Here is a 24,989-nt window from a genome sequence, read left to right as displayed (position 1 = left end):
AAAGGAAGATTGTTTTAAGAGGTTTGAATTCAAATTAAAATCTTTTAAAATGAAATTTATATGTACAGCAGTAGTGTCTTTCTTTTTTCTATTTAGTTTTTCACAAGTAAAAGAAGATACTAAAGAGAAACTTCTAGCTAGTATTTATGGAAGTAAACAACAAAAAGTAATTAACTACGATAAGAGTTTTGTGTCTGACGACCGTTTATTTTATGAAAGTTTAGATCGTCCAGATATTAATTTACCTCCTTTTGATAAAGAATTGATTGAACAAACGCTTAATAATTATATAGAAGGAAGTTCTTTTAATAAAATGAATACTCTTAAAAACTCTTTTTACAAAGACGCAACACTTTATTTAACAGGGAAAGATGGCTTTAAACAGTTTACTACTGAAGAATATTCAAATTTTTTTCCATCAAACAAAAAAGGAGAGTTTAATGGTAGAATAGGAGAGATCATTTCTATTGATATAACGAATGATATTGCTACGGCAAAAGTTGAAATTTTAATTCCTAACCGAAAATGGAGATTTGTAGACCTTTTTTTACTGAAGAAATTTGCGAATAATTGGAAAATTATAAGTAAAACAGCAACTAGGGAAGCCTCTAATGAGACAGGGAATAAAATTTTGTTTGTAGTCTCAAATACAGATTATTATTTAGGAACAAATATTCCTACAGGAAATAGTTTTGATGAAATAATGTTGGCTTATGAAATGTTTACTGATGCCGGTTTTAATATAGATATTGTAAGTCCAGAAGGTGGTGCTATTCCTTTAAAATATTTAAATACATCTGAAAAAAAGAAGAAAAAATATTTGTATGATGGTGATTTTATGTACGCGTTAAAAAACACCAAGAAGCCTACTCAAGTCCGTTCATCTGATTATAAAGCTATTTATTATGTTGGGGGTGGTAGTGCTATGTTTAATGTACCTAAGAATAAGGAAATACAAAAAATAGCCATGGATATTTATGAAAAGCAAGAAGGTGTTATCAGTGCTGTTTGTCATGGTACGGCAGGAATTGTCTTTTTGAAAAAAGCAAATGGAGAGTATGTGGTAAAAAACAAGCGGGTAAATGGGTTTCCTGAAGATCATGAAAAGAAAGATAGAGCATATTTTAAAAGCTTTCCTTTTTTAATTGGAGATACAATAGAAAAGCATGGAGGAAAATTCTTTTTTTCAAATGCACTAGACGAACATGTTGAAGTGGATGGACGATTGGTTACTGGGCAAAACCCAGCTTCGGTTCCTAAATTGGTAAATGAGGTAATTAAAATTATAAACTCAAATTAGTAATTTATATAGCTTCATAAAAAAAGCTCGCAATTTGCGAGCTTTTTTCTATTTATAATTTTATTGAAAACTATGCTAACATAGTAACAGGGTTTTCAATATAGGTTTTTAATGTTTGTAAAAACTGAGCACCAACAGCACCGTCAACAGTTCTGTGGTCACATGCTAAGGTTAATTTCATTGTGTTACCAACAACGATTTCTCCGTTCTTAACTACTGGTTTTTGTACAATTGCACCTACTGATAAAATAGCAGAGTTAGGTTGGTTGATGATTGAAGTAAAACTTTCAATACCGAACATTCCTAAGTTAGAAACTGTAAATGTACTTCCTTGCATTTCTGCAGGAGTAATTTTCTTATTTCTAGCTTTACCAGCTAAATCACGTACAGCAGCACCAATTTGTGTCAAACTTAAAGCATCAGTATGTTTTACTACAGGTACTACTAAGCCTTCGTCAACCGCAACCGCAACACCTACGTGAATATGACTGTGGAATAAAGTATCGCTATCTGTCCAGCTAGTATTTACTTGTGGATGCTTTTTCAATGCCATTGCACATGCCTTTACAACCATATCGTTGAAAGATATTTTAGTGTCAGGAATTGCATTAATGGTTTTACGAGAAGCCATAGCATTGTCCATATCTACTTCAATATTTAAGTAGAAGTGAGGAGCAGAGAATTTAGAATTACCTAACGCCTTGGCAATTGCTTTACGCATTTGAGAGTTCTTAACTTCTGAAGTATTTTCCTCTCCTGCAATTGCAAAATTAGTTACAGCTGATGGAGTTGTAGCTGTACTTGTAGTTACAGGAGCTTCAACTTTAGTTGCTGGAGTATAATTTTCTACATCTTTTTTAACGATACGACCGTTTTCTCCAGAACCTTTAACATCTGCTAAATTGATTCCTTTGTCCTTAGCTATTTTCTTAGCTAAAGGAGATGCGAAAATTCTTCCTCCGTTAGTATTTGATACAGTTGCTACGGGAGCAGCTACTGTTTCTGTTTTATTTTCTGTTGTTGCTTTAGGAGCTTCTTCTTGTTTTTCAGAAGTTTCTCCACTAGTAAGAGTACCAGCTTTGTGAGCTTCAACTAAAGAAGAAACGTCGGTTTCAGCTTCACCAATAATAGCTAATAAGCTATCTACAGGAGCACTCTCACCTTCTTGAACTCCAATATGTAATAAAGTCCCTTCGTTGAAAGATTCGAATTCCATTGTAGCTTTATCAGTTTCGATTTCAGCTAAAATATCACCTTCTTCAATCTTATCGCCTACTTTTTTTAACCAAGAAGCAACGGTACCTTCAGTCATTGTATCACTTAAACGAGGCATAGTTACCACTTTTACTCCTTCAGGAATAGCAGTATTTGTAGATGTTGCTTTAGGCTCTTCAGTTTTAGGTTCTTCTGATTTTGTTTCAGCAGGAGCAGAAGTATTTCCATTTAATAATGCTGAAAAATCTTCTCCTTCTTCACCAATAATAGCTAATAGACTATCTACAGGAGCTGTTTCACCTTCTTGAACTCCGATATGTAATAAAGTTCCTTCGTGGAAAGATTCGAATTCCATTGTAGCTTTATCGGTTTCGATTTCAGCTAAAATATCACCTTCTTCAACTTTATCACCTACTTTTTTTAACCAAGAAGCTACCACTCCTTCTTCCATCGTATCGCTTAAGCGAGGCATGTTTATAATTGTAGCCATAGTTTACTTAGATTTTATAAATGGGTAATCTTCTTGTTCGTATACCATATCATATAATTGATTAAGCTCTGGATATGGAGAATCTTCCGCGAATTTTTCGCATTCCTTAACCATATCTTTTACTTCTTTATCAATTGCTTTGATCTCATCTTCTGTAGCGTACTCTTTTTCTTTGATGACATCTAAAACTTGAGTAATAGGATCTATTTTTTTGTATTCTTCAACTTCTTCTTTGGTACGATAATGTTGAGCATCTGACATAGAGTGACCTCTATAACGATACGTTTTCATTTCTAGGAAAGTAGGTCCGTCACCACGACGAGCTCTTTGAATAGCTTCGTCTACAGCTTCAGCAACTTTAATAGGATTCATTCCGTCAACAGGTCCACAAGGCATTTCATATCCTAAACCTAACTTCCAAATATCAGTATGGTTTGCTGTTCTTTCAACAGAAGTACCCATTGCATATCCATTGTTTTCAACAATAAATACTACTGGTAACTTCCAGTTCATTGCCATGTTAAAAGTTTCATGTAAAGAACCTTGACGTGCAGCCCCATCACCAAAATAACATAAAGTAACAGCATCGCTACCTTTGTATTTATCTCCAAAAGCAATACCTGCACCTAAAGGAATTTGACCTCCTACAATTCCGTGACCACCATAGAAACGGTATTCTTTGGAGAAGATATGCATAGAACCTCCCATACCATGAGAAGTACCTGTAGCCTTACCATATAACTCTGCCATAACACGTTTAGGGTCTTCACCCATACCTATTGGTTGTACGTGATTACGATAAGCAGTAATCATTTTATCTTTAGTCAAATCCATTGCATGTAATGAACCTGCTAAAACAGCCTCTTGACCGTTATATAAGTGTAAAAAACCTCTAACTTTTTGTTGAATGTAAACTGCTGCTAGCTTGTCTTCGAACTTTCTCCAAAATAGCATATCTCTATACCAGTTGATATAGGTTTCTTTGGTGATTTTCTTCATTATATACTTTAGTTGTTTATTTAAATGTTTGTTTGTTTTACCTGTAGCAAAACGTAGCTACAAAAATAAGTAGTTTTTAGTAATTTAAAAAAACTTATTACTAAAAGTTGAAGAAAGGTTTTATGTTGAAAAAAGAGATGTAATTACTGTTCTTTAGCAACAATAATTGTAGCTTTTGCACCTGTAGCTAAATTCCATTCATTAGATGAAATTAACATACCAGCATCATTGTATATTTTAAAAGCAGCTGTATTAGGACCTGAAGTTCCTTGATTTAGAGCAACAATCTTTATGGTATTTATTCCTTCATCTAAAGGAAGATTAAAAGATTGATATTGTTGTTTTAGTGTAAGATTACTAACAACAGGAACATCGTTTATATAAATAGTGACTTTGTCTCCATCTGGGTATTGATAATCTCTACAAATAATATTAACACTTTTTGATTTGGTACTAAAACTACCTAAATCCTGATCAATAACAGGGTATTGATACATACCATTTATTTGTTTGAAGGCTTTTAAGTATTGTTCTTCTGCTATTTTAGCTTTGGTTAGAATTCCTTTGTTTTCTAAATCTTTCTGAGCTTGTTTTTTTTGAAGTTCTTTTTGTTGCTCTTTATGTGCAGTTTTAAACCCATTGTTATTATCAAAATCTAACGCTTTAGGTTTTTTTACTTCTTTAGCAGGTGCAGTAATAACACCAAAAGCAGAGTTTCCTTTTTTTTTACCACCAATTGAGCCATCCATCTGTGCAAAAACATTGGATGTTACGCTACATAAAAAAATGATTACAAGTGTTGGTATTATTTTCATCATTGTAAATAAATCTAAGCAAATATAATGCCGATTTTTAAGTGATTTTAAAATAAAGGATTAAAACTAGTTATTTTACAGGAAAATCAAAAAAGGTTTTAGGGAAAGGCTCTCCTCTTAGGGTAAAATGCCACCATTCTTTACTGTAAGGTCTAAAACCATGTTTACGCATCAAAGTTTGTAGTAGTTGTCTGTTCCTTTTTTGTTGTTTAGTAAGGTTTTCATAAGTAATATGAGAAGATGCTCCAAAAAAGTCATACGGACTTCCCATGTCTAACTCTTCGCCTGTTTCTAAGTGTATAATTGTTAAATCCACAGTGCTTCCTCTTGAATGACCAGATTTTGAAGAGATATATCCTAGTTTAAACAAATGTCGTTTATTAACTTCAGGATAATATTGTTGCTTCATTAATGTATCGTTGATTACCCGAGCCCATTTTACAAAATGGTTTACTGCTGTTTGCGGGCGATAAGCATCATAAATTTTTAAACCTAATTTTTTAGTTGCTAATTCATCTTGAACTTTTTTTAAAGCTTTAGCAGTAGGGGTGGTAACTATAAGAATATTTTCTTCATATCCATTAACTGGAACTCCCATAAAATTGTTGTTATGACAGTATCTTAATTCACCTTGTATTGTAGGAGATACGTCTTTGATATATGAAAAACCTTTAGGTAATTTTTGAGATTGAATAGCTAAAGAAGTAAGTAAAAATAACGTTAAAATCCATTTCATAGGGTAAAAGTAATGAAATGGATTTTAACAGTTTCTTTCTTAATGAAAGATTAACTTTTATTTATCTAAAAAATCTTGATAAGCGTCCTGACTAATAGCTCTTCCTAAAGAATCTAAAGGTTGATAATTACCTTCTTGTATTACAGGTTTTTTGCTTACATAATCGTATACAAAGGTTCCGTTTTTAGAAACTATACCAAATCCTTTATTAAATACATAATGTGCATATTGATTTTCAGAATCGTTAAAAATATTTTTTCCAAACTGAAATTGTTTTGGATCACCTCCTAATATGTCAGTTAAAGTATACGCTAAATCACTTTGAGCACTAAAATTATCAACAGTAACTCCTGTTTTGTTAAGAGCACCACCTAACCAAACCATTGGAATTTGAAATCTTTTAGGAGAGTTAAAGTAACCTTTGTGTTTAGGTAATGGATGTCCATGGTCAGATAAAATAATAATCAAAGTATTATCCCACCAAGGTTGTTTTTTAGCTTCATCAATAAACTTACCTATAGCTTTGTCAGTATAAGCTTGTGCACTTCTGTATAAATTCTCTACAGAGCTTTTACCAAACTTATATTCACCAGGGAACTCGTAAGGTTCGTGACTGGTTAATGTTAGAGCCACCTCAAAAAAAGGTTCTTTAATGATAGGGGAAGATAAATCTTTCATAAATCGGTCTAAAAAGATGTGATCATGTGCTCCCCATTTTGAATTCCAGTTTTCTTTGTCAAATTCAGTTCCATCAACAATCTTATCTATTTGACCATTACGTAAATAGGTGATCATGTTTCCAAAATTACTATCACCCCCATAATAAAAACTAGTATTGTACCCTAGCTTTTTTATCTCTTTGGTAAGTATAGGTAACTTTCTTGCTTTGTATGGAATTTTCATGATACTTTTTGTAGGCTGAGGATAATAGCCGCTTAAAATAGCAGGAACCCCTTTATCTGTCCTGTCTCCATTTCCATAGAAATTAGTAAACAAAATACCTTCTTTAGCTAGTTTGTTTAGGTTTACAGTGACTTCAGGTTCACCTCCTAATGCACCAACTGCTTTAGCAGAGAGACTTTCCCAAATAAGTAAAATAACATTTGGTTTTTTAGTATTTAAGATCGAATCTGTATTAGCTGTTAAAAGCTGATTTTTAGTTTTATTGATGATGTTTTTAGCAATATCTTTTTTATAGTGAACATACGGGTTTTTACCGTCAGTTTTATGAGTAATCGTGTTAGCAAAGTTCCAGATGAAATTTACAGCAGCGTGATTTGCAAACATGTTTTTTGAGAAGTATACGTTACTTTGATTAATAGGAATGTTGGCAAAACCACCTCGCATAGGAATTATTAAGCTACCAATTAACAATAAAAATATAGGAGCTTCTAAAAAATGTCTTTTATTTAATTTGTTAAGGGCTTTGTTTAAAACCTTATTAAAACAGTAAATAGCAACTACCGAAAGTAATACCCAAGCAAATAGCCCACCAATTAATTGTAAAGTGCTTACAGAAGCTAACATTGCTTTGGGGGTATTAATATAATTTAAAACTGTTACATCTATACGAACTCCCCAAAATTTATACAAAGAAATGTCTGTTAGCATAAACAGGTTAATTACTAAAAGAATAGGGAAAGTATAAGCTTTAATAATATAGCCAATAACTTTTTTAGGAATCCATATTGAAAGTAAAATGACTAAAAAAGGAAAAGCAGCCAAGTATGCAGCAAAAGAAAAATCTAATTGAATACCATATAGAAATGTTTTTAAAGCAGTAAAAAAACTTAATTCAGAAGTTTTATCAAAGTAATATGTTAAAAATAAAAAGCGGGCAAGTAAAAAATATACTACCCATAAAAAGTAATAGGTAATGCTAAAAAGAAATCTGTTTTTAAAGTTAGTCATTGTAGTATAAAGGAGATTTATTCTGTAACTTTTAAACGAGCTTTAGCTGTTACAGAAATATCAGAATAATCGTTGTTTAAATACTTTAAATATCCTGCAATGGCAATCATAGCAGCATTATCTGTGGTATATTCAAACTTTGGAATGTATGTTGTCCATCCCCAATGTTTTTCAGCTAAAGTTAAACGTTTTCGTATTTCTGAGTTAGCAGAAACTCCACCAGCAATAGCTATGTGTTTAAAGCCAGTTTGTTTTACAGTATTTTTAAGCTTATCCATCAAAATTTCAATAATAGTGTATTGAATAGAAGCACAGATATCATTAAGGTTTTCTTTGATGAAATTAGGATTTTCTTTTACGTTTTTTTGAATAAAGTATAAGATTCCAGTTTTTAATCCGCTAAAACTAAATTCTAAATCACCTACTTTAGGTTTGGTAAACTTAAAAGCTTTAGGGTTTCCTAATTGAGCATATTTATCAATTAAAGGTCCACCAGGATATGGCAAACCTAAAATTTTAGCAGATTTATCAAAAGCTTCACCAACTGCATCGTCAATTGTTTCACCTAAAATTTCCATTTCAAAATGATTGGTGATTTTTACAATTTGTGTGTGTCCACCGCTAATTGTTAAACAAACGAAGGGAAAAGGAGGTATTCTACTTCCTTCTTCATCAATAAAATGAGCTAAAATATGTGCCTGCATATGGTTAACATCTATCAAAGGAATGTTTAACCCTAAGGCTAAAGACTTAGCAAAAGAAGTACCAACCAATAATGAGCCCATTAACCCTGGTCCACGAGTAAAAGCAATTGAATTTAAATCGTTTTTAGTTATACCAGCTTGTTCAATAGCTTGTTGTACAACAGGAACAATGTTTTGTTGATGTGCTCTTGAAGCTAACTCAGGAACCACACCACCATATTTAGCATGCACTTCTTGGTTTGCTACAACATTACTTAACACTTTTCCGTTATAAATTACCGAAGCACTTGTGTCGTCACAAGAACTTTCAATACCTAATATGTAGATGTTTTCTGAACTCAAATCTTTTCGGATTTAGGTTACAAAAATATTGATATTACGTTAGATTTTAGTTAAAAATAACATTTCTTTAAAATAAGGCAGCATTTTTGCAGTTTGCTGATTACTTTTGTTAATAGTATTATAAATAAGGGAAGTTATTAAAAGATTAGGGAACATAATAGGTAGAATTATAAAGTACGCAGTGTTTTTTTTGCTATTGCTTTTTCTTTTACTATCGTTACCTTTTGTACAGAGTCAACTAGCCAAGCAAGCAACGAATTGGGTGAATAAAGAGTTTAACACCAATATTGTTGTGAAAAAAATTGATTTGTCTTGGTTAGGAAGTGTCCAGCTAAAAGAAATAGAGATTAGAGATCATCACAAAGACACCTTAATATTTGTGAATAACCTAACTACTTCTTTACAGAATGCTAAACGTATATTAGAAAATCAAGTAGATTTAGGAGAAGCTTCTTTAAGTGGTGTTCATTTTTATATGAAAACATATAAAGGTGAAAAGAATGATAACATGTCTATTTTTATAGATAGTTTTGAAGACGGAAAACCTAAAGATAGTTTAGCTGCACCATTTATTCTTAAAAGTGATAAAATTTCTTTAGATGATTTAACTTTTAAGTTAATGGATGAAAACAAACAAGACCCTCTTGAGTTTGCAGCATATAAAGCAGGTGCTGAATTAAATGATTTCTCTATTATAGGCCCTGATGTTTCTATGAAAATAAGAAACATGTACTTTATTGAAAACAGGGGAGTAAATGTATCAAACTTATCTACCGATTTTACATATACAAAATCCTTTATGGATTTTAATAATACAATTTTAGCAACAGACAATGACACAAAATTGCAAGCTGAAGTTAAATTTACCTATAATCGAAAAGATTTTGTAAATTTCAATGATAAAGTTAGAATCAAAGCTAAATTTCAAGAAAGTGTAGTCTCTGTAAGAGATTTAAACAAACTATACAATGAAATTGGAGGACATGATTTTCTTTATATAAGTGGAGATATTGATGGTGTTTTGAATAATTTTAGTGCCAATAACGTAAGAGTACATTCAAAAGGAGGTATGAGGGTTATTGGAAACATGGGATTTGTTAATGCAGTTAAAACTAGTAGGGGGTTTGTATTTGATGCGGACTTAGATAATCTTACGGCAAATTACTTTCAATTAAGAAATGTACTACCAAACTTATTAGGGAGAACATTACCAACAGAATTTCAAAGACTAGGAAATTTTACTTTGAAAGGAATAGTAAGAGTAACTCCACAACAAATGGATGCTACTGTATCAGTAAAATCAGAAATCGGAACTGCAATTTCTGACCTTCAATTAACAAATATTGATAATATTGATAAATCCGAGTATACAGGAGAGGTAGAGTTTAAAAACTTTGATCTTGGTGTTTTTGCTAATGACTCCGTATTAGGAACTGTTTCACTAAAAGCAGATGTTAATGGTAGTGGATTTAATGTAGATAATATTAACACGATAATTATTGGAAGAGTAAGTAGTTTGTTTTTTAATGAATATGAATATAAAAACTTACAAGTAAACGGACAGTTTCAAAATAAAAAGTTTGACGGTTTATTAAATGCGGATGATGATAACTTTAAGTTGAAATTTGAAGGATTAGCAGATTTTTCATCAGAGATTAACAAATTTGATTTTATCGCTGATGTTGATAGAATTGATTTAAAAAAGACAAATTTGTTTACTCGTGATAGTGTTTCTGAATTAAAAGGGAATATTAATTTAAATATTTCAGGAAATACGTTTGATGATATTATTGGTAAAGCAACGTTTAAAAACTTAATCTACACAAATCAAAAACAAAGCTACCCATTCAAGAGCTTTGAAGTTAATTCATCAGTAAAAGATAGTATAAAAACTATTGAAGTTAATTCATCAGATATCGTAAAAGGATATCTAAAAGGTAAATTTTCTTTTGAAGAGTTGTTACCTATCACTCAAAATGCTCTAGGTAGCGTGTATACAAACTATCGCCCGCATGAAGTAGCGCCAAATCAGTTTTTAGATTTTGATTTCACAATTTATAACCAAATTATAGATGTTTTTTTACCAAATATCTCAATTGGTAAAAATACACGATTAAAAGGGCGTATTAATTCAGATAAAAACTCGTTAAAATTAACATTTGAATCTCCAGAAATAAACGCTTATAAAAACATAATAGAAGGAGTAGTGTTAAGATTGGATAATAAAAACCCGCTATATAGCACTCACTTAACAGCAAATAAGATTAACACGAAGTATTACAACATTGAAAAATTAAACTTATTAAATCGTACACAGAACGATACACTATTTTTTAAATCCCTTTTTAAGGGAGGAAAAGATTATGGAGAGAGCTTTAGTTTAGATTTCTTTTATACAATTAATGAGTTTCAAAAATCTGTAGTAGGAATTCAAAAATCAAAGTTGCATTACAAAGGTTTTGATTGGGTGGTAAACCCTAATGAAGATAAAAATAATAAGGTGACATTTGATTTACAAAAAGATGACTTTACAATTAGTCCATTTATTTTTAAATCAGGAGAGCAAAGAATCGATTTTAAAGGAATTGTAAGAGATAGCACTTACAAAGATATCCAAGCAGATTTTAATAAAGTTAAATTAGCTAGCTTTTTACCTCCTATTGATAGTTTAAAATTAGATGGTAGATTAAATGGACGATTAGAGTTTAAACAAGAGAATGAAACTGTAGCTCCAGAAGGGAATTTATATGTGGAGAATTTTTATATAAATGATTATTCACAAGGAAATTTAGCGCTGAATATTACGGGAGATAATTCTTATGAAAAATATAATGTTAACCTATCTCTAGAAAATGAAAACGCAAAAAATATATCTGCTACTGGTGGAATTGATTTTTCAAAAGATAGACCAATTATAGATTTAGATATTTATTTGAAAGAGTATGATATTGCTGCTTTCAGCCCATTAGGAGAAGATGTATTATCTAAACTAAGAGGAAAAGTAACAGGAGACTTTACAGCAAAAGGTTATTTGAGAAACCCTGATTTTAACGGAGTTTTAAATTTTGAAAATGCAGGATTAGCCTTTCCGTATTTAAATGTAGATTTTGATTTAAAAGGAAATACGAGTGTTGTTTTAGACAAACAAGAATTTATATTAAAAGACATAATCCTAGAGGATACAAAATATCTTACACAAGGAGATTTATCAGGAAGTATTGCACATCAAAACTTTAAAGACTGGTTTTTAAATTTTGATATTAATACACAAAACTTACTGATTTTAGACACACAAGAAACTGAAGAATCCCAATACTACGGAACAGGTTTTTTAAATGGAGAGGCCAAAATTAGAGGACTTACAAGTTTTTTAGATATTGAGGTTAACGGAAAAACAAACAAAGGAACTTTATTTGTAATTCCACTAAGTGATGTTAAAACGATAGATAATTACAAGTTAATTCGATTTAAAACAGGAGAGGAAGAAGAGGGAGCTAAAGGAAAAGTTATTGGAGATATTAAAGGTCTTGATTTAAGACTTAATCTAGCTGTAACAAAAGATGCTGTAGCTCAAGTTGTAATAGACAAAGTTTCAGGAAGTGAATTAAAAGGAAGTGGAGAAGGAAACCTTAGGATTGATATTGATACACGAGGTAAGTTTAATATGTTTGGGGACTTTACTGTAGATAATGGTTTCTATAACTTTAAATATGCAGGAATAACAAAGCCCTTTATTGTACAAAAAGGAGGAACTATTTCTTGGAATGGAGATCCTTATGAAGCCGATTTAGATATAACTGCAGTATATAGAACCAAAGCAAACCCAGCACAGTTACTAGACAATATCAATTCAAATCGTAAGATTCCAATTGATTTATACACGAAAATTACGGGAGGGTTATTTAGTTCAAAACAAGAGTTTGATATTAAAATACCAAATGCAAATTCAACAGTAAGTTCTGAGTTAGAGTTTATTTTGAATGAGAATGATTTAAATACCAAAATGCAGCACTTTTCGTTCTTATTGGCTTTTGGTACTTTTTATAATCCAGATGCCATTGGTAGTAGTGCTAGTTCAGGAATTACAGGAACTGCTTCTGAAATAGCTTCAAGTATTTTAACAAACATGTTAAATAGTGATGGGAATAAGTTTCAGTTAGGAGTAGGTTATACGCAAGGAGATAGGGGGAATGTAGATAACCTTAATTCAGACGATCAGGTAGATGTATCTGTATCAACACAGTTAAGTGATAGAGTATTGGTTAACGGAAAAGTAGGAGTTCCGGTAGGAACTAATACTCAAACCAGTGTAGTTGGAGAAGTAAAAGTAGAAGTACTTTTAAATGAAGAAGGTAATTTAAGAGGTACAGTCTTTAATCGTCAAAATGAAGTGCAATATTCTACCGAAGAAGAAGGATATACACAAGGAATAGGTATTTCATATCAAGTTAATTTTAATAACTTGCGCGACTTAGGAAAAAAATTAGGGTTAAATAAAAAGGAAAAGAAAAAAGAAGTTAAAAAAGATACTTTGAAACCAAAGAAAAAAAGTCTAATAAACTTTAAATCTAAAGAAGATAAATAACCAAACTATTTTATGAATAGAACAAAGAAGGATTACTTTGTAATCGCATTGAAAGGGATGGCTATGGGAGCTGCTGATGTAGTTCCTGGTGTTTCAGGAGGTACTATTGCATTTATTTCAGGAATTTATGAAGAGCTATTAGGTTCTATTAGTAATATTAATTTAAAACTACTTAAAACTTTAAAAAAAGAAGGTTTAGCATCAGCTTGGGAGCAAGTGAATGGTAATTTTTTAGCAGCCCTTTTTGTTGGAATTTTTATCAGTATCGTTTCATTAGCAAAAATGATTTCTTGGTTATTAGTACACCATCCAATTTTAGTATGGTCTTTTTTCTTTGGATTGGTATTAGCAAGTGTTATTTATATAGCAAAACAAGTTACTCAATGGAATCTCGTTTCAGGATTCCTACTAATGTTGGGAGCTATATTAGCTTATTACATCACAACGTTAAATCCGTTGGTTTCAGAAAACTCTTCAATGTTATTTATGTTTTTAGCTGGGGCAATAGCAATTTGTGCTATGATTTTACCTGGTATTTCAGGATCTTTTATTTTGGTGCTATTAGGAGCTTATAAACCAGTTTTAGCAGCTGTAAATAACCGTGATTTTACAACTATAGCATTCGTTGGTTTAGGTGCAATAGTAGGTTTGTTAACGTTCTCAAGAGTTTTAAAATACCTATTTGAAAATTATAAAAACTATACTCTTGTTGTGCTAACAGGATTTATAATAGGTTCATTAAATAAAATTTGGCCTTGGAAGAAAGTATTAACATACAGAACCAATTCACACGGAGAACAAGTTCCTTTTAATGAGTTATCTATTTCCCCATTTTCTTACGATGGAAATCCTCAATTAATGTACGCAACAATGCTAGCAGTAATTGGTTTCGGGCTTATTTTATTATTAGAGAAATTAGCAGTAAAAAAGCACTAGAAAATAACTAACTTAGCGTTCTAATTAAACCGCATGTATAAAGAGCGCACGCTATCGCAAAAGATAAACCTTTTTTTTAAAGGATTAATAATGGGAGGAGCTAATAAAGTACCAGGAGTTTCTGGTGGTATGGTAGCTTTTGTGATGGGGTTTTACGAAGAACTTATTTATACTTTTCAAAGGATAAATGGTAAAGCTTTTAAATTATTATTTAACGGACGTTTTAAAAGTTTTGCAACCTATACCAATTTACAATTTTTAGTTTGGGTAATGGCTGGAAGTATGTTTAGCTACTTCAGTGTGTCTCTTATTTTAGATTATTTCTTAAGAAATTATGAACTGTATGTATGGTCATGGTTTTTTGGAATGATTATAGGTTCTATTTATTATATATCAAAAGATTTTGGTGACTGGAAACCTAAAACTATTTTAGGGCTGGTTATTGGAGCTTCAGTTGGGATTTCTATTAGTTTTATGACACCCGCTACAGAAAATGATAATCTTTGGTTTGTCTTCTTATGTGGTATAATAGGAGTTTCAGGAATGACATTACCAGGACTTTCAGGCTCATTTATTCTTATATTATTAGGAAACTATGTTTTGTTGTTAGTAGACAGTGTAAATGTATTAGGCAATGTAATTACAAATCTATTGTCTGGAAACTTTGAAGTACTGAATGATCAAGTAAAAGTTCGTTACTTAAAAATTATAGGAGTTTTTACAGCAGGTTCAGCTTTTGGGCTTGTGTCTATTTCACATGTTTTAGGGTATGTTTTAAAAAGATGGCATCAAATTGTAACAGCAATTATTATAGGTTTTATTACTGGATCATTAGGAGTTGTTTGGCCATGGAAAGAAACCATTTATAAAAAAGAAGAAGGTGTGTTTTTGCTAGATCAAAGCGGAAACAAAATAATAGAAAACTACCAGAGATTTATACCCAATTTTAACAATCAAGAAACATGGGTTTCTATAGGATTCATTATTATTGGAATCGCATTAATACTAATTATTGATTTTTATGACCAAAAAAGAAAATAAGCATTTATATGCTTTAGTAGGAAAGAATATTTCGTACTCATTTTCTCGTGGATACTTTACCGAAAAGTTTGAAAAATTAGATTTAAAAAATCATGAGTATATCAATTTTGATATTCAATCAATACATGAACTGCCTCAAAAAATAAAAGAGAATAAAAAGCAACTAAAAGGAATGAATGTTACGATTCCGTATAAGTTAGATGTTTTTAATTTTTTAGATAGAATAGATAAGAAGGCTCTAAAAGTAGGAGCCGTTAATACTATTAAAATAACCAAGAAAGGAAGGTTAAAAGGGTATAATACTGATGTGTATGGATTTAAAAAATCACTAAAACCATTACTTAAAAAACATCACAAAAAAGCATTGATATTAGGAACAGGAGGAGCTTCAAAAGCAGTAGCTTATGTGCTTGAAAGTTTTGGAGTTAAATATAAATATGTATCTAGAACTCCGAAAGAGAAAAAACAAATCTCATATCAAGATATTGATAAGGAGTTTATCGAGTCTCACTATGTCATTATAAATTGTACACCACTAGGTACACACCCAAATATAGAGAACTGTCCAGATATTCCATATGAATTTTTATCAGATAAACATTTATTGTACGATTTAATATACAATCCGTCAGAAACTACTTTTTTACGTAGAGGTAAAGAGCAGGGAGCAACTATAAAAAATGGATTAGAGATGTTAGAGCTACAAGCAGAAAAAGCTTGGAAAATATGGAACAATAGCTAAAATTTTAAAAACTAAAATAAAATTTGCTATTCTCTAAGAATCCTTATCTTTATAATCTAAATCAAAGGAACTTAAACATTGTAGATATGTTAGAAAACAACGAAGAGAAAGTAGAAAAACCAATAACAGAAGAGCAAACGAAGACAAGTAAGGAAACTGAAAATGCTGTTAATGAGGTTGAAAATGAAGTAGCCAATGAATCTGAAAAAGCAGATGAAAAGCACGAAATTCCTATGCTTGATTATGCTTCGATGGAGTTAGAAAAATTGGTAGATGAATTAAAAAAATTACTAAAAGCCCATCCAATTCAACAATTAAAATCAAATGTAGACGCTATAAAAACAGCATTTAACTCAAAGTTTGGAGCTTTATTAGCAAAGAAAAAAGAGGCATTTTTAGCAGATGGAGGAAATTCTATAGACTTTCAGTTTTCTAGCCCAGTAAAAACGGAATACAATAAGTTATTAGGTGAGTATAAAGCCAAACGCGATGCATACTATTCTCAGTTAGAAAAACAATTAAAAGAAAACTTAGAGAGAAGAAATAATTTAATTGAAGAGTTAAAGGCTTTAATTAAAGATGCTGACCCAAAAACAATGTATAATGATTTTCAAGAAATTCAAAATCGTTGGAAGAGTGTAGGGGCAGTGCCAAAAACAAAATACAACGATACTTGGAGAACATACCATCATCATGTAGAACGCTTTTACGATTTATTACACTTAAATAAAGATTTTAGAGAGTTAGACTTCAAACATAACTTAGAAGAAAAACTACGATTAATAGAAAGAGCAGAAGCTTTAAGTGATGTAGAAGATGTTAATGTGGCTTTTAAAGAGTTACAAGAATTGCATCGTATGTGGAAAGAAGACATTGGACCTGTATCAAGAGAACATAGAGAAGATGTTTGGGGTAGGTTTAGTGAAGCAACTAAAAAGATTCATGACAGACGTCATCAGCACTACAGAGAATTAAAGTCAAAGCATCAAGAAATGATTGATGCAAAACTAGCAGTTGCTGCAGAAATAAATGCATACGATACATCAAACAATAAAACACACAACGACTGGCAAAAAAGTATTGTAGAAATAGAAAAACTACGAAAAAAATACTTTGATATAGGAAAGTTACCTTACAGTAAAAGTGAAGCTGTTTGGCAAGAGTTTAAGGCAGCTACTAAAAAGTTTAACTCAGCTAAAAATGCCTTTTACAAGCATGAAAAAAGTGCACAAAATGAGAACTTAAGAAAGAAAATGGAATTGGTAGAGCTTGCAGAAAGCTTAAAAGATAGTGAAGACTGGAGTGAAACTACCAATACTATGAAGCGTATTCAAGCAGATTGGAAAAAAATAGGACACGTGCCTAGAAAATTTTCTGATGATATATGGAAACGATTCAAAAACGCTTGTAACCATTACTTTGATAGATTACATGCTCGCAAGAATGAAGAAAATAAAGAACAATTAGCAGTAGTGGAGGCTAAGAAAGAATTTGTAGAGCAAATTAAAACTGCCGAAATATCTACAGAAGAAGATGTAGAAAAAATATTAGCTGACTGGAGAGCTCTAGGAGCGTTACCAAGGAATGCACGTTACTTAGATGAAAAGTTCAATAAAGCAATGGATGCTCACCTAGATAAGTTAGATATGAGCAGAATTGATATTGAAATGATGAAGTTTAAAGGCGTTGTAGATACATATTTAGCACAAGAAGACTATAGAAAGTTAGATAGCGAGCAGTTCTTTATTAGAAAGAAAATAGATGAAACTGTACGAGAAATGCAACAGTTAGAAAATAACCTGAGTTTTATTTCAAACGCTACAGAAGATAATCCTTTAGTGCAAAATGTTCGTAAAGGAATCCAAGAATTTAAAGACCAATTAGACCTTTGGCAAGAAAAACTAGACTACTTAAAAAGATTAGATTATTAAAAATTATATAATAATCATTAAAAACTCGAGCCTTTTAAGGTTCGAGTTTTTTATTTAATTTTTAGAAAGTTGCTTTGCTACGATAAGTTCAAAAACAGACAGAATGATAATGATTGAAACTTCAACTAAAATATATGTCCAGCCTAAATTAGTGATGGTTTTTGAATGGTAGAATGCTACCCCGATAGAAAAACAGCAATAGAGTAGGTTAGCTATCGCAATTCTTTTTAAGAAAAATTTTAGTTTGCTATGTGTTTTTTGATAGTAGTAAAAATCATAGATGGCAAAAATTATTGGTAAAATAGCTAGCAGGTAAAGAGAAGAAGCAGGTATTCCAATAATATCTTTAATGTTTACTAATACAACACTTAATAAAAAAGCTGATATAACTGCTCCTGATCCGTCAATTAAGAGCAGTTTTTTAGGATTGAGTGTGAATTTTTTAAGTAACCATTTAGTCATAAAAGATAGAATACGGTTATTTTAAATGGATTTAGAGTTAACATAATAATTCTTATCAACTTCAATTGAGTCTCCTTTAATAGTTTTTGTTTGCCAATTCTCAGTAGGATTTAGTAATTCACCTTTTCCATCAATAGTTACTTTTATTGGCATATTAAAACCTTTAACAACATTATTCCAACGATATTTTAAGGTGTTGTTTTTAATTGTGTACTCTAGCTCAGGAATCTTCACTGTACGTAGGTATTGATCGAATACTTTACTTAAATCAATACCTGATTTTTCAATCATGTATTTTTCAATTTCTTGAGTAGTCACTGTTTTATGGTAAAAATCAGCATTCAAGCCACGTAAAATTTGACGCCATTTTTCATCGTTATTCACTAATTGACGAATAGTATGTAGCATGTTAGCTCCCTTATAATACATGTCTCCAGAACCTTCGTTATTAACATCATAATGACCAATAATTGGTTTGTCATTTTGAATAGAACTTCGTGTTCCTATAACATATTCAGCAGAAGCTTTTTTACCATAGTAATAATCTAAAAATAAGTTTTCAGAATAAGCTGTAAAGCTTTCATGAATCCACATATCAGCAATGTCAACATTGGTAATATTGTTAGCAAACCATTCATGACCAGCTTCGTGAATAATAATAAAGTCGAATTTTAATCCCCAGCCAGTTCCAGACAAATCTCTACCTAAATACCCATTTTTATATTGATTTCCATAAGTAACAGAACTTTGATGCTCCATTCCTAAATAAGGAACTTCTACTAGTTTAAAGCCATCTTCATAAAAAGGATATTTGCCAAACCAATGTTCAAATGCTTTCATCATTTTAGGAGCATCTTTAAATTGCTTTTTGGCTTTTTCTAAATTATCTCTCAGTACATAATAGTCCATGTCTAATATCCCACCTTCACCTTTATATTTTTCAGAAAAATGTACGTAATCTCCAATATTTACATTTACTCCGTAGTTGTTGATTGGATTATCAACAAACCAATGGTAGGTAGTCGTGTTGTCATTATGTTGTTCTATTTTACGTAGACGTCCATTAGAAATATCCATTAAGTTTTTAGGTACACGAACACTAATCGCCATACTATCTACTTCATCATACATATGGTCTTTATTAGGCCACCAAACACTGGCGCCTAATCCTTGACATGAAGTAGCAACAAAATGATTTCCATTACTGTCTTTTTTCCATGAAAAACCACCATCCCAAGGAGCTCTGATGGCTTCTTTAGGTTTTCCTTCATAATATACATCAACAGAATTTATAGCTCCTTTCTTTTGAGGAGATTGTAGTTGAATAAAATGCGCATTTCCTTCTGAAATAACTTGTAGTTCTTTATTGTTTTGAGTCGCTTTAGTAATTTTTAAAGGAGGCTGCAAATCTATTTGTAAAACCTGATGAGGTTTTAAAACTTTATATTGTACTGTGTTTTTTCCTTTAATAAACTTTTTGTCAGGATTAACGGTTACATTAAGATGGTAATATGTTAAATCCCACCAAGATCTTTCAGGAGTAATAGAACCACGTAAAGAATCTTGACGTGTAAACGTCTCACTTTTTGAAAATAACGATGTGCTTTTTTGAGCAGTTGAAGAAGAACACCCAGCAATTAAAATTGCTAAAGATGTCATAAAAACAGATAAAGAAAATGTTTTTTTATACATAGTGTTTATACTTGAGAGATAAAATGCTAAGATAGGTTTTAAAGTTTTTTTATTGAAGCTAACTTTAAGATATTTGCTTAAAATAAGAACAATGTCAAAAACAGTTTTCATTACAGGAGCTTCTTCAGGAATAGGAAAATCAATAGCTACCTATTTACACGATAGAGGGTTTAAAGTTTACGGAACAAGTAGAAATCCACAAAAAGTAACTGCTCCATTTCAAATGGTAGCATTAGATGTAACTAGCCAAGAATCGATAAAGAAAGCTGTAGAAGAAGTAATCACTGTTGAAGGAAAGATTGATGTGTTGATAAACAATGCAGGAAAAGGAATTACTGGTCCAATTGAGGATACACCTACACAAGAAATGAAAGATAACTTTAATACAAACTTTTTTGGAGTAATTGATGTTGTTAAAGAAGTGTTACCTCACATGAGAAAACAGCAATCGGGAACGATTATTAACACAACTTCAATCGCAGGATACATGGGGTTACCTTTTAGAGGGATTTACTCTGCAAGCAAAGGGGCGTTAGAGTTGGTAACAGAAGCATTGAGTATGGAGGTAAAAAGTTTCGGTATTAAGGTCGTGAATGTAGCTCCAGGAGATTTTGCTACGAATATTGCAGCAGGAAGATACCATACACCTGTTTTTGAAGATTCTGCCTACAAAGAAAAATATGCTGAAAACTTAGCCTTGATGGATGCTCATGTTGATTCTGGCGCAGATCCAATACTAATGGCAGAAGCAATCTATAAAATCATAGAAAACAAGAACCCAAAAATTCACTATAAAGTTGGTGGATTTATGGAGAAGTTTTCAATTGTGTTAAAAAGAATATTGCCTGATAAAGTTTATGAAAAATTACTAATGAATCATTATAAATTGTAAATTCGCAGAAGATTAGTAATTAAAGAAAATTACGGTGTAAAACATTGTTTTATACGTTGTTTTTATAGAGAGTTGAGCTCTCAAAACTCAAGAATTAGAACACAACTACATAATAAATATACAGATGAAATTTTTTATTGATACAGCTAACTTAGATCAAATTAGAGAAGCACAAGCTTTAGGAATTTTAGATGGGGTAACAACAAACCCATCATTAATGGCTAAAGAAGGAATAACAGGAGAAGATAACATTATCAATCACTACAAAGCAATTTGCGAAATAGTAGAAGGAGATGTTTCTGCTGAGGTAATCTCTACTAATTTTGATGGAATGGTGAAGGAAGGAGAAGCGTTAGCTGCTTTAAATCCTCAAATCGTAGTAAAATTACCTATGATTAAAGATGGAATAAAAGCATGTAAATATTTTTCTGATAAAGGAATTAAAACTAATGTAACTTTAGTGTTTTCTGCTGGTCAAGCATTATTAGCAGCAAAAGCTGGAGCAACATATGTATCACCATTTATTGGTCGTTTAGATGATATTTCTACAGACGGTTTAAACTTAATTTCAGAAATCCGTCAGATTTATGATAATTATTTATTCGATACTCAAATTTTAGCTGCATCTGTACGTCACACAATGCATGTGATTGATTGTGCTAAAATTGGAGCTGATGTCATGACAGGACCTTTAAGTGCTATTGAAGGATTGTTAAAACACCCTTTAACTGATATTGGTTTAGCTAAATTCTTAGCAGATTATAAAAAAGGAAACTAACCAACAAAGCTGGTTTTAGTATTTTGTCATTCCCGCGAAAGCGGGAATCTCATTTTTTAAAAGATATGTACCCAAAAAAAGAACTCGCACAATTAGTAGTTTCAGCATGTAATCAATTTAATATTGATACTGTTGTAATTTCACCAGGCTCTCGTAACGCACCACTTACTGTCGGATTTTCAAATCATCCAGACATAGAAACATTAAGTGTGGTAGATGAGCGTTGTGCTGCCTTTTTTGCAATGGGAATAGCACAACAAAAACAGCAGCCTGTTGCTATTGTATGTTCGTCAGGTTCGGCTTTGTTAAATTATTATCCTGCGATAGCAGAAGCTTTTTATAGCAATATTCCGCTAGTTGTAATTTCAGCAGACAGACCAAAGCACCTGATTGATATAGGTGATGGACAAACCATTCGTCAAGAGAATGTGTTTGAGAACCATATTTTGTTCTCAGCTAATTTGATTGAAGAAGAAAGTCAGTTAAAAAATAATATCAGTTTATTAATTGAGGGATTACAAACTTCAATCACTCAAAAAGGACCAGTTCATATCAACGTTCCGTTTGATGAACCTTTATATGAAACAGTAGAAAAACCAAAGGCTTTTGATTTTTCAAGTGTCATTGCGAGTAAAGCAAAGAAATCTATTAATTTAGGTAAGTTAGTTCCTGTTTGGAATTCTTCAGTCAAAAAAATGATTTTGGTAGGAAGTCATTTTCCAGATACTGAGCTTCAAAAAATATTGAATATATATGCAGAAGATACTTCTGTTTTAGTGTTAACAGAAACTACCTCAAATATATACAATTCTAAGTTTATCAATAGCATAGATAAATTAATCTCTAAGTTAACTGAAGAAGAATATAAAAAGTTGCAACCTGAAATATTACTAACTTTAGGAGGAATGGTAATTTCTAAAAGAATTAAACAGTTTTTACGAAAATTACAGCCAAAACATCATTGGCATGTTGATGAGTTAAAGGCGATGGATACGTATCACTGTTTGTCAGAATTTTTACAAACAAATCCGGTAACTTTTTTAACAAGCCTTTCTAAGGAGAAGAAAAATGTTGAAAGTACTTATCAAGAAACATGGTTACAAGAAAAAGAACAAAGAGCTGTAAAACACGAAGAGTATTTGAAAGATTGCGAATATTCAGATTTAAAATCTTTTGAAGTTATTTTAGAAAGTATTCCAGATACTTCGCAAGTACAAATAAGTAACAGCTCAATTATTCGATATTCACAATTGTTTGATGTAAATCCTACACTAAAAGTATTTTGTAATCGAGGAACAAGCGGGATTGATGGAAGTACAAGTACAGCTTTAGGAGCAGCATATGCCTCAAAAAATCAAACAATATTTATAACAGGAGATTTAAGTTTCTTTTACGACAGCAATGCGTTGTGGAATACAAATATTCCGAAGAATTTTAGAATTATTATTTTAAACAATGCAGGAGGTGGTATTTTTAGATATATCCCAGGACCATTAACAACAAATGCTACGGAGTACTTTGAAACACCGCATGATTTAACTGCAGAGCATTTGTCAAAAATGTATGGTTTTGAATATGTTCAAACAAAAGATTTAAAGAGCTTACAAAGTAGTTTGATTTCGTTTTATGAAGAATCGAATCAACCAAAAATAATGGAGGTTTTTACTCCAAAAGAAATAAATGACGTAGTTTTAAAAAACTATTTTAAAAACTTATAAGATGGAATTAAAAGAAGGTGATAAGGTAGATTTAGTAATTGGTGTTCAAACCGCTTTAGGTTATTCAGTATTAATTAATGAAGCATATGAAGGCTTATTATATAACAATGAAGTTTTTAGTGATGTAGAAGAAGGAATGCGAACAGTGGGCTATATTAAAAAGATACGTGAAGATGAAAAAATTGATGTATCTCTACGACCGCAAGGATTTAAAAATGTAATTGATTCAGATGTTGATATTATCTTAAAAAAGTTAGAAGAAAAAGGCTTTTTATTGTTAACAGATAAAAGCTCTCCTGAATCAATTAAATTTCACTTGCAGATGAGTAAAAAAGCATTCAAGAGAGCTATTGGCAGCTTGTATAAGAGTAAAAAAATAGAATTACAAGAAGACAGAATAGTGTTAAAATAAACTATTCTTGTCCTTCTTCCTCTTGTTCTTCTATAATCTCCTCATTATTAATTTCTTCTTTCTTTTTACTTCCCATTAAATCGTTTACACGTTTAATATTTTCGTAAAAAGCATTGGCGTTAGGGTCAGAAGGATCCATTTTACCATAAGCAGCTTTGTAGTAAAAGTCTGCTTTTTCGTAGTCCTTTCCTAATTCATGGTATTTACCTATATAAAAATCACCCATGTGAGAATCAGGGTATTTTATCATTACAAAATCACCTAAAACTCTTAAGTAATCACCATCTTGTCTGTCTATTACAATATCTTCAATAACAAAAATATCATCCAAACGAACATTTAAGTTTGAACCATATAGGTACTGAATGTCTAAATATTTTTTCTCAACATATTTAATAGCGTCTAAAGGAGCTAAATCTTTTACGTTAGCTTCATACTCCTCTTTAGTAATCTTAGAGTATAAACTAAACATTTGTGTAAAAGCTCTTGGAATAGTTTCCCCAATCATAGCTAAATAGCTAGGAGAAGAATCAAACTCGTCAAAAACAACATTAAAGTTCTTAGCTTCATAGGATGTTAGCAACGTTCTAATATCGCTAAACCTATTATATTGACTAGGGTCAATGTATTTTTTATTATTACTTGTATACAAAAAGTAAGTATTGTCGATGGCACCTAGCCTGTTAAGAGAGTAAGATTCCATAATTGCGGGAGCAAACTGTGGAAAATCAGGAGTTATACAAATATATGAGTTAAAAACAGGCTTTTCGTCTTTTAAATAATGAGTAATGAAATTAGCAGCTTTCCCTTCACCTACAATTGTCATAAAAGGAGATGTTCTAAAGTTTCCTTCCATAAAAGGAATCAATTCATGTTTAATAAAATTAAAAAAATGTACTCCAGAGCTTGTTAAGGAGTTATTAGAAGGTATAATAGAAATATCTTTTCCGTAAGTGTTCTTCATATCAATACCAACTACAATTTGTCTAGGGGCTTTATCAACATTAGCATAAAGCTTAGCATTTCCTACATATAAATCAAAAAGGTACTCATCACCTAAAACAATAGCTAGAGGGTAATTAGTGGTTTCATCTACGTCATATCCTTTAGGAAGGTAGACTTTTATATTTCTATCTTTTCCTAACTCCTTCGAGTTTACTTTCTGAGTAATAACTTCTTGAGAAAAAAGACTAGCGCTAATTAATAAGGTAAATAATAAATATACTTGTTTCATATTAGGGGTAAATTATATCGTTCAAATATAGAAAAGAAAAATAAAGTTATTATG

The 24,989-nt window shown here is 31.3% G+C and carries 19 protein-coding genes; 10 read left to right on the top strand and 9 right to left on the bottom strand.

The genetic code is table 11. From position 1 onward, the window contains the following. Positions 1–49: 49 nt before the first annotated feature. Positions 50–1,300 (top strand): nuclear transport factor 2 family protein, encoded by a 1,251-nt coding sequence (locus D6T69_RS13135; protein WP_125068208.1) that lies wholly within the window; start codon positions 50–52, stop codon positions 1,298–1,300. A 70-nt stretch (positions 1,301–1,370) separates the two neighbouring features. Here D6T69_RS13135 and D6T69_RS13130 read toward each other — a convergent pair whose 3' ends face one another. The 6 genes from D6T69_RS13130 to tsaD form a co-directional block, all read right to left on the bottom strand. Further along, the gene (locus tag D6T69_RS13130; RefSeq protein WP_125068206.1) at positions 1,371–3,005 is read right to left on the bottom strand and encodes a pyruvate dehydrogenase complex dihydrolipoamide acetyltransferase; all 1,635 of its coding nucleotides are present in this window, start codon (positions 3,003–3,005) and stop codon (positions 1,371–1,373) included. Positions 3,006–3,008: 3 nt separating this feature from the next. Then, positions 3,009–4,004 carry a pyruvate dehydrogenase (acetyl-transferring) E1 component subunit alpha gene (gene pdhA / locus D6T69_RS13125; protein WP_125068204.1) on the bottom strand — a complete coding sequence of 332 codons (996 nt, stop codon included), beginning with the start codon at positions 4,002–4,004 and terminating at the stop codon, positions 3,009–3,011. Positions 4,005–4,147: 143 nt separating this feature from the next. Beyond that, entirely contained in the window at positions 4,148–4,822 is a 675-nt protein-coding gene (locus D6T69_RS13120; RefSeq protein WP_240628317.1) for a hypothetical protein, read from the bottom strand. A 67-nt stretch (positions 4,823–4,889) separates the two neighbouring features. Further along, the gene (locus D6T69_RS13115; protein WP_125068202.1) at positions 4,890–5,555 is read right to left on the bottom strand and encodes a M15 family metallopeptidase; all 666 of its coding nucleotides are present in this window, start codon (positions 5,553–5,555) and stop codon (positions 4,890–4,892) included. A gap of 57 nt (positions 5,556–5,612) precedes the next feature. Next, positions 5,613–7,466, bottom strand: coding sequence for an LTA synthase family protein (locus tag D6T69_RS13110; protein ID WP_240628315.1), 1,854 nt, complete (start codon positions 7,464–7,466; stop codon positions 5,613–5,615). Positions 7,467–7,483: 17 nt separating this feature from the next. Continuing rightward, the gene (tsaD, locus tag D6T69_RS13105; protein WP_125068200.1) at positions 7,484–8,512 is read right to left on the bottom strand and encodes a tRNA (adenosine(37)-N6)-threonylcarbamoyltransferase complex transferase subunit TsaD; all 1,029 of its coding nucleotides are present in this window, start codon (positions 8,510–8,512) and stop codon (positions 7,484–7,486) included. A gap of 292 nt (positions 8,513–8,804) precedes the next feature. Here tsaD and D6T69_RS13100 point away from each other — a divergent pair, with 292 nt between their 5' ends. From D6T69_RS13100 to D6T69_RS13080, 5 genes are all read left to right on the top strand, one after another. Further along, positions 8,805–13,097 carry a translocation/assembly module TamB domain-containing protein gene (locus D6T69_RS13100; protein WP_240628313.1) on the top strand — a complete coding sequence of 1,431 codons (4,293 nt, stop codon included), beginning with the start codon at positions 8,805–8,807 and terminating at the stop codon, positions 13,095–13,097. A gap of 12 nt (positions 13,098–13,109) precedes the next feature. After that, a complete protein-coding gene (locus D6T69_RS13095) occupies positions 13,110–14,033 on the top strand; it encodes a DUF368 domain-containing protein (RefSeq protein ID WP_125068198.1) in 924 nt (307 codons plus the stop codon). A gap of 33 nt (positions 14,034–14,066) precedes the next feature. After that, a complete protein-coding gene (locus D6T69_RS13090; protein ID WP_125068196.1) occupies positions 14,067–15,074 on the top strand; it encodes a DUF368 domain-containing protein in 1,008 nt (335 codons plus the stop codon). Further along, a complete protein-coding gene (locus D6T69_RS13085) occupies positions 15,055–15,816 on the top strand; it encodes a shikimate dehydrogenase family protein (RefSeq protein WP_125068195.1) in 762 nt (253 codons plus the stop codon). Before D6T69_RS13090 ends, D6T69_RS13085 begins: the two co-directional genes overlap by 20 nt. Before the next feature lie 86 nt (positions 15,817–15,902). Continuing rightward, a complete protein-coding gene (locus D6T69_RS13080) occupies positions 15,903–17,747 on the top strand; it encodes a DUF349 domain-containing protein (RefSeq protein ID WP_125068193.1) in 1,845 nt (614 codons plus the stop codon). 54 nt (positions 17,748–17,801) lie between these two features. Here the strand turns inward: D6T69_RS13080 and D6T69_RS13075 are convergent, their stop codons facing one another. Continuing rightward, positions 17,802–18,209, bottom strand: a complete 408-nt coding sequence (locus D6T69_RS13075) for a hypothetical protein (protein ID WP_125068190.1) — start codon at positions 18,207–18,209, stop codon at positions 17,802–17,804. A 21-nt stretch (positions 18,210–18,230) separates the two neighbouring features. Then, positions 18,231–19,868 (bottom strand): M1 family metallopeptidase, encoded by a 1,638-nt coding sequence (locus D6T69_RS13070; protein WP_125069303.1) that lies wholly within the window; start codon positions 19,866–19,868, stop codon positions 18,231–18,233. Between the two features lie 124 nt (positions 19,869–19,992). Here D6T69_RS13070 and D6T69_RS13065 point away from each other — a divergent pair, with 124 nt between their 5' ends. The 4 genes from D6T69_RS13065 to D6T69_RS13050 all read left to right on the top strand — a co-directional run bounded on the left by D6T69_RS13065 (position 19,993) and on the right by D6T69_RS13050 (position 23,701). Further along, a complete protein-coding gene (locus D6T69_RS13065) occupies positions 19,993–20,793 on the top strand; it encodes an SDR family oxidoreductase (RefSeq protein ID WP_125068188.1) in 801 nt (266 codons plus the stop codon). A 124-nt stretch (positions 20,794–20,917) separates the two neighbouring features. Beyond that, a complete protein-coding gene (fsa, locus tag D6T69_RS13060) occupies positions 20,918–21,571 on the top strand; it encodes a fructose-6-phosphate aldolase (RefSeq protein ID WP_125068187.1) in 654 nt (217 codons plus the stop codon). 65 nt (positions 21,572–21,636) lie between these two features. After that, positions 21,637–23,289 carry a 2-succinyl-5-enolpyruvyl-6-hydroxy-3-cyclohexene-1-carboxylic-acid synthase gene (gene menD / locus D6T69_RS13055; protein ID WP_125068186.1) on the top strand — a complete coding sequence of 551 codons (1,653 nt, stop codon included), beginning with the start codon at positions 21,637–21,639 and terminating at the stop codon, positions 23,287–23,289. Between the two features lies 1 nt (position 23,290). Next, positions 23,291–23,701, top strand: a complete 411-nt coding sequence (locus D6T69_RS13050) for a S1 RNA-binding domain-containing protein (protein WP_125068184.1) — start codon at positions 23,291–23,293, stop codon at positions 23,699–23,701. Position 23,702: 1 nt separating this feature from the next. Here the strand turns inward: D6T69_RS13050 and D6T69_RS13045 are convergent, their stop codons facing one another. Beyond that, complete coding sequence (locus D6T69_RS13045; RefSeq protein WP_125068182.1) at positions 23,703–24,935, bottom strand: alpha/beta hydrolase-fold protein; 1,233 nt, start codon at positions 24,933–24,935, stop codon at positions 23,703–23,705. Positions 24,936–24,989 lie beyond the last annotated feature (54 nt).

Origin of the sequence: Tenacibaculum singaporense (assembly GCF_003867015.1) — a bacterium.
In the GTDB taxonomy this organism is placed as follows: Bacteria; Bacteroidota; Bacteroidia; order Flavobacteriales; family Flavobacteriaceae; genus Polaribacter; species Polaribacter singaporensis.
This window is presented reverse-complemented; position numbering and strand designations above follow the sequence as displayed.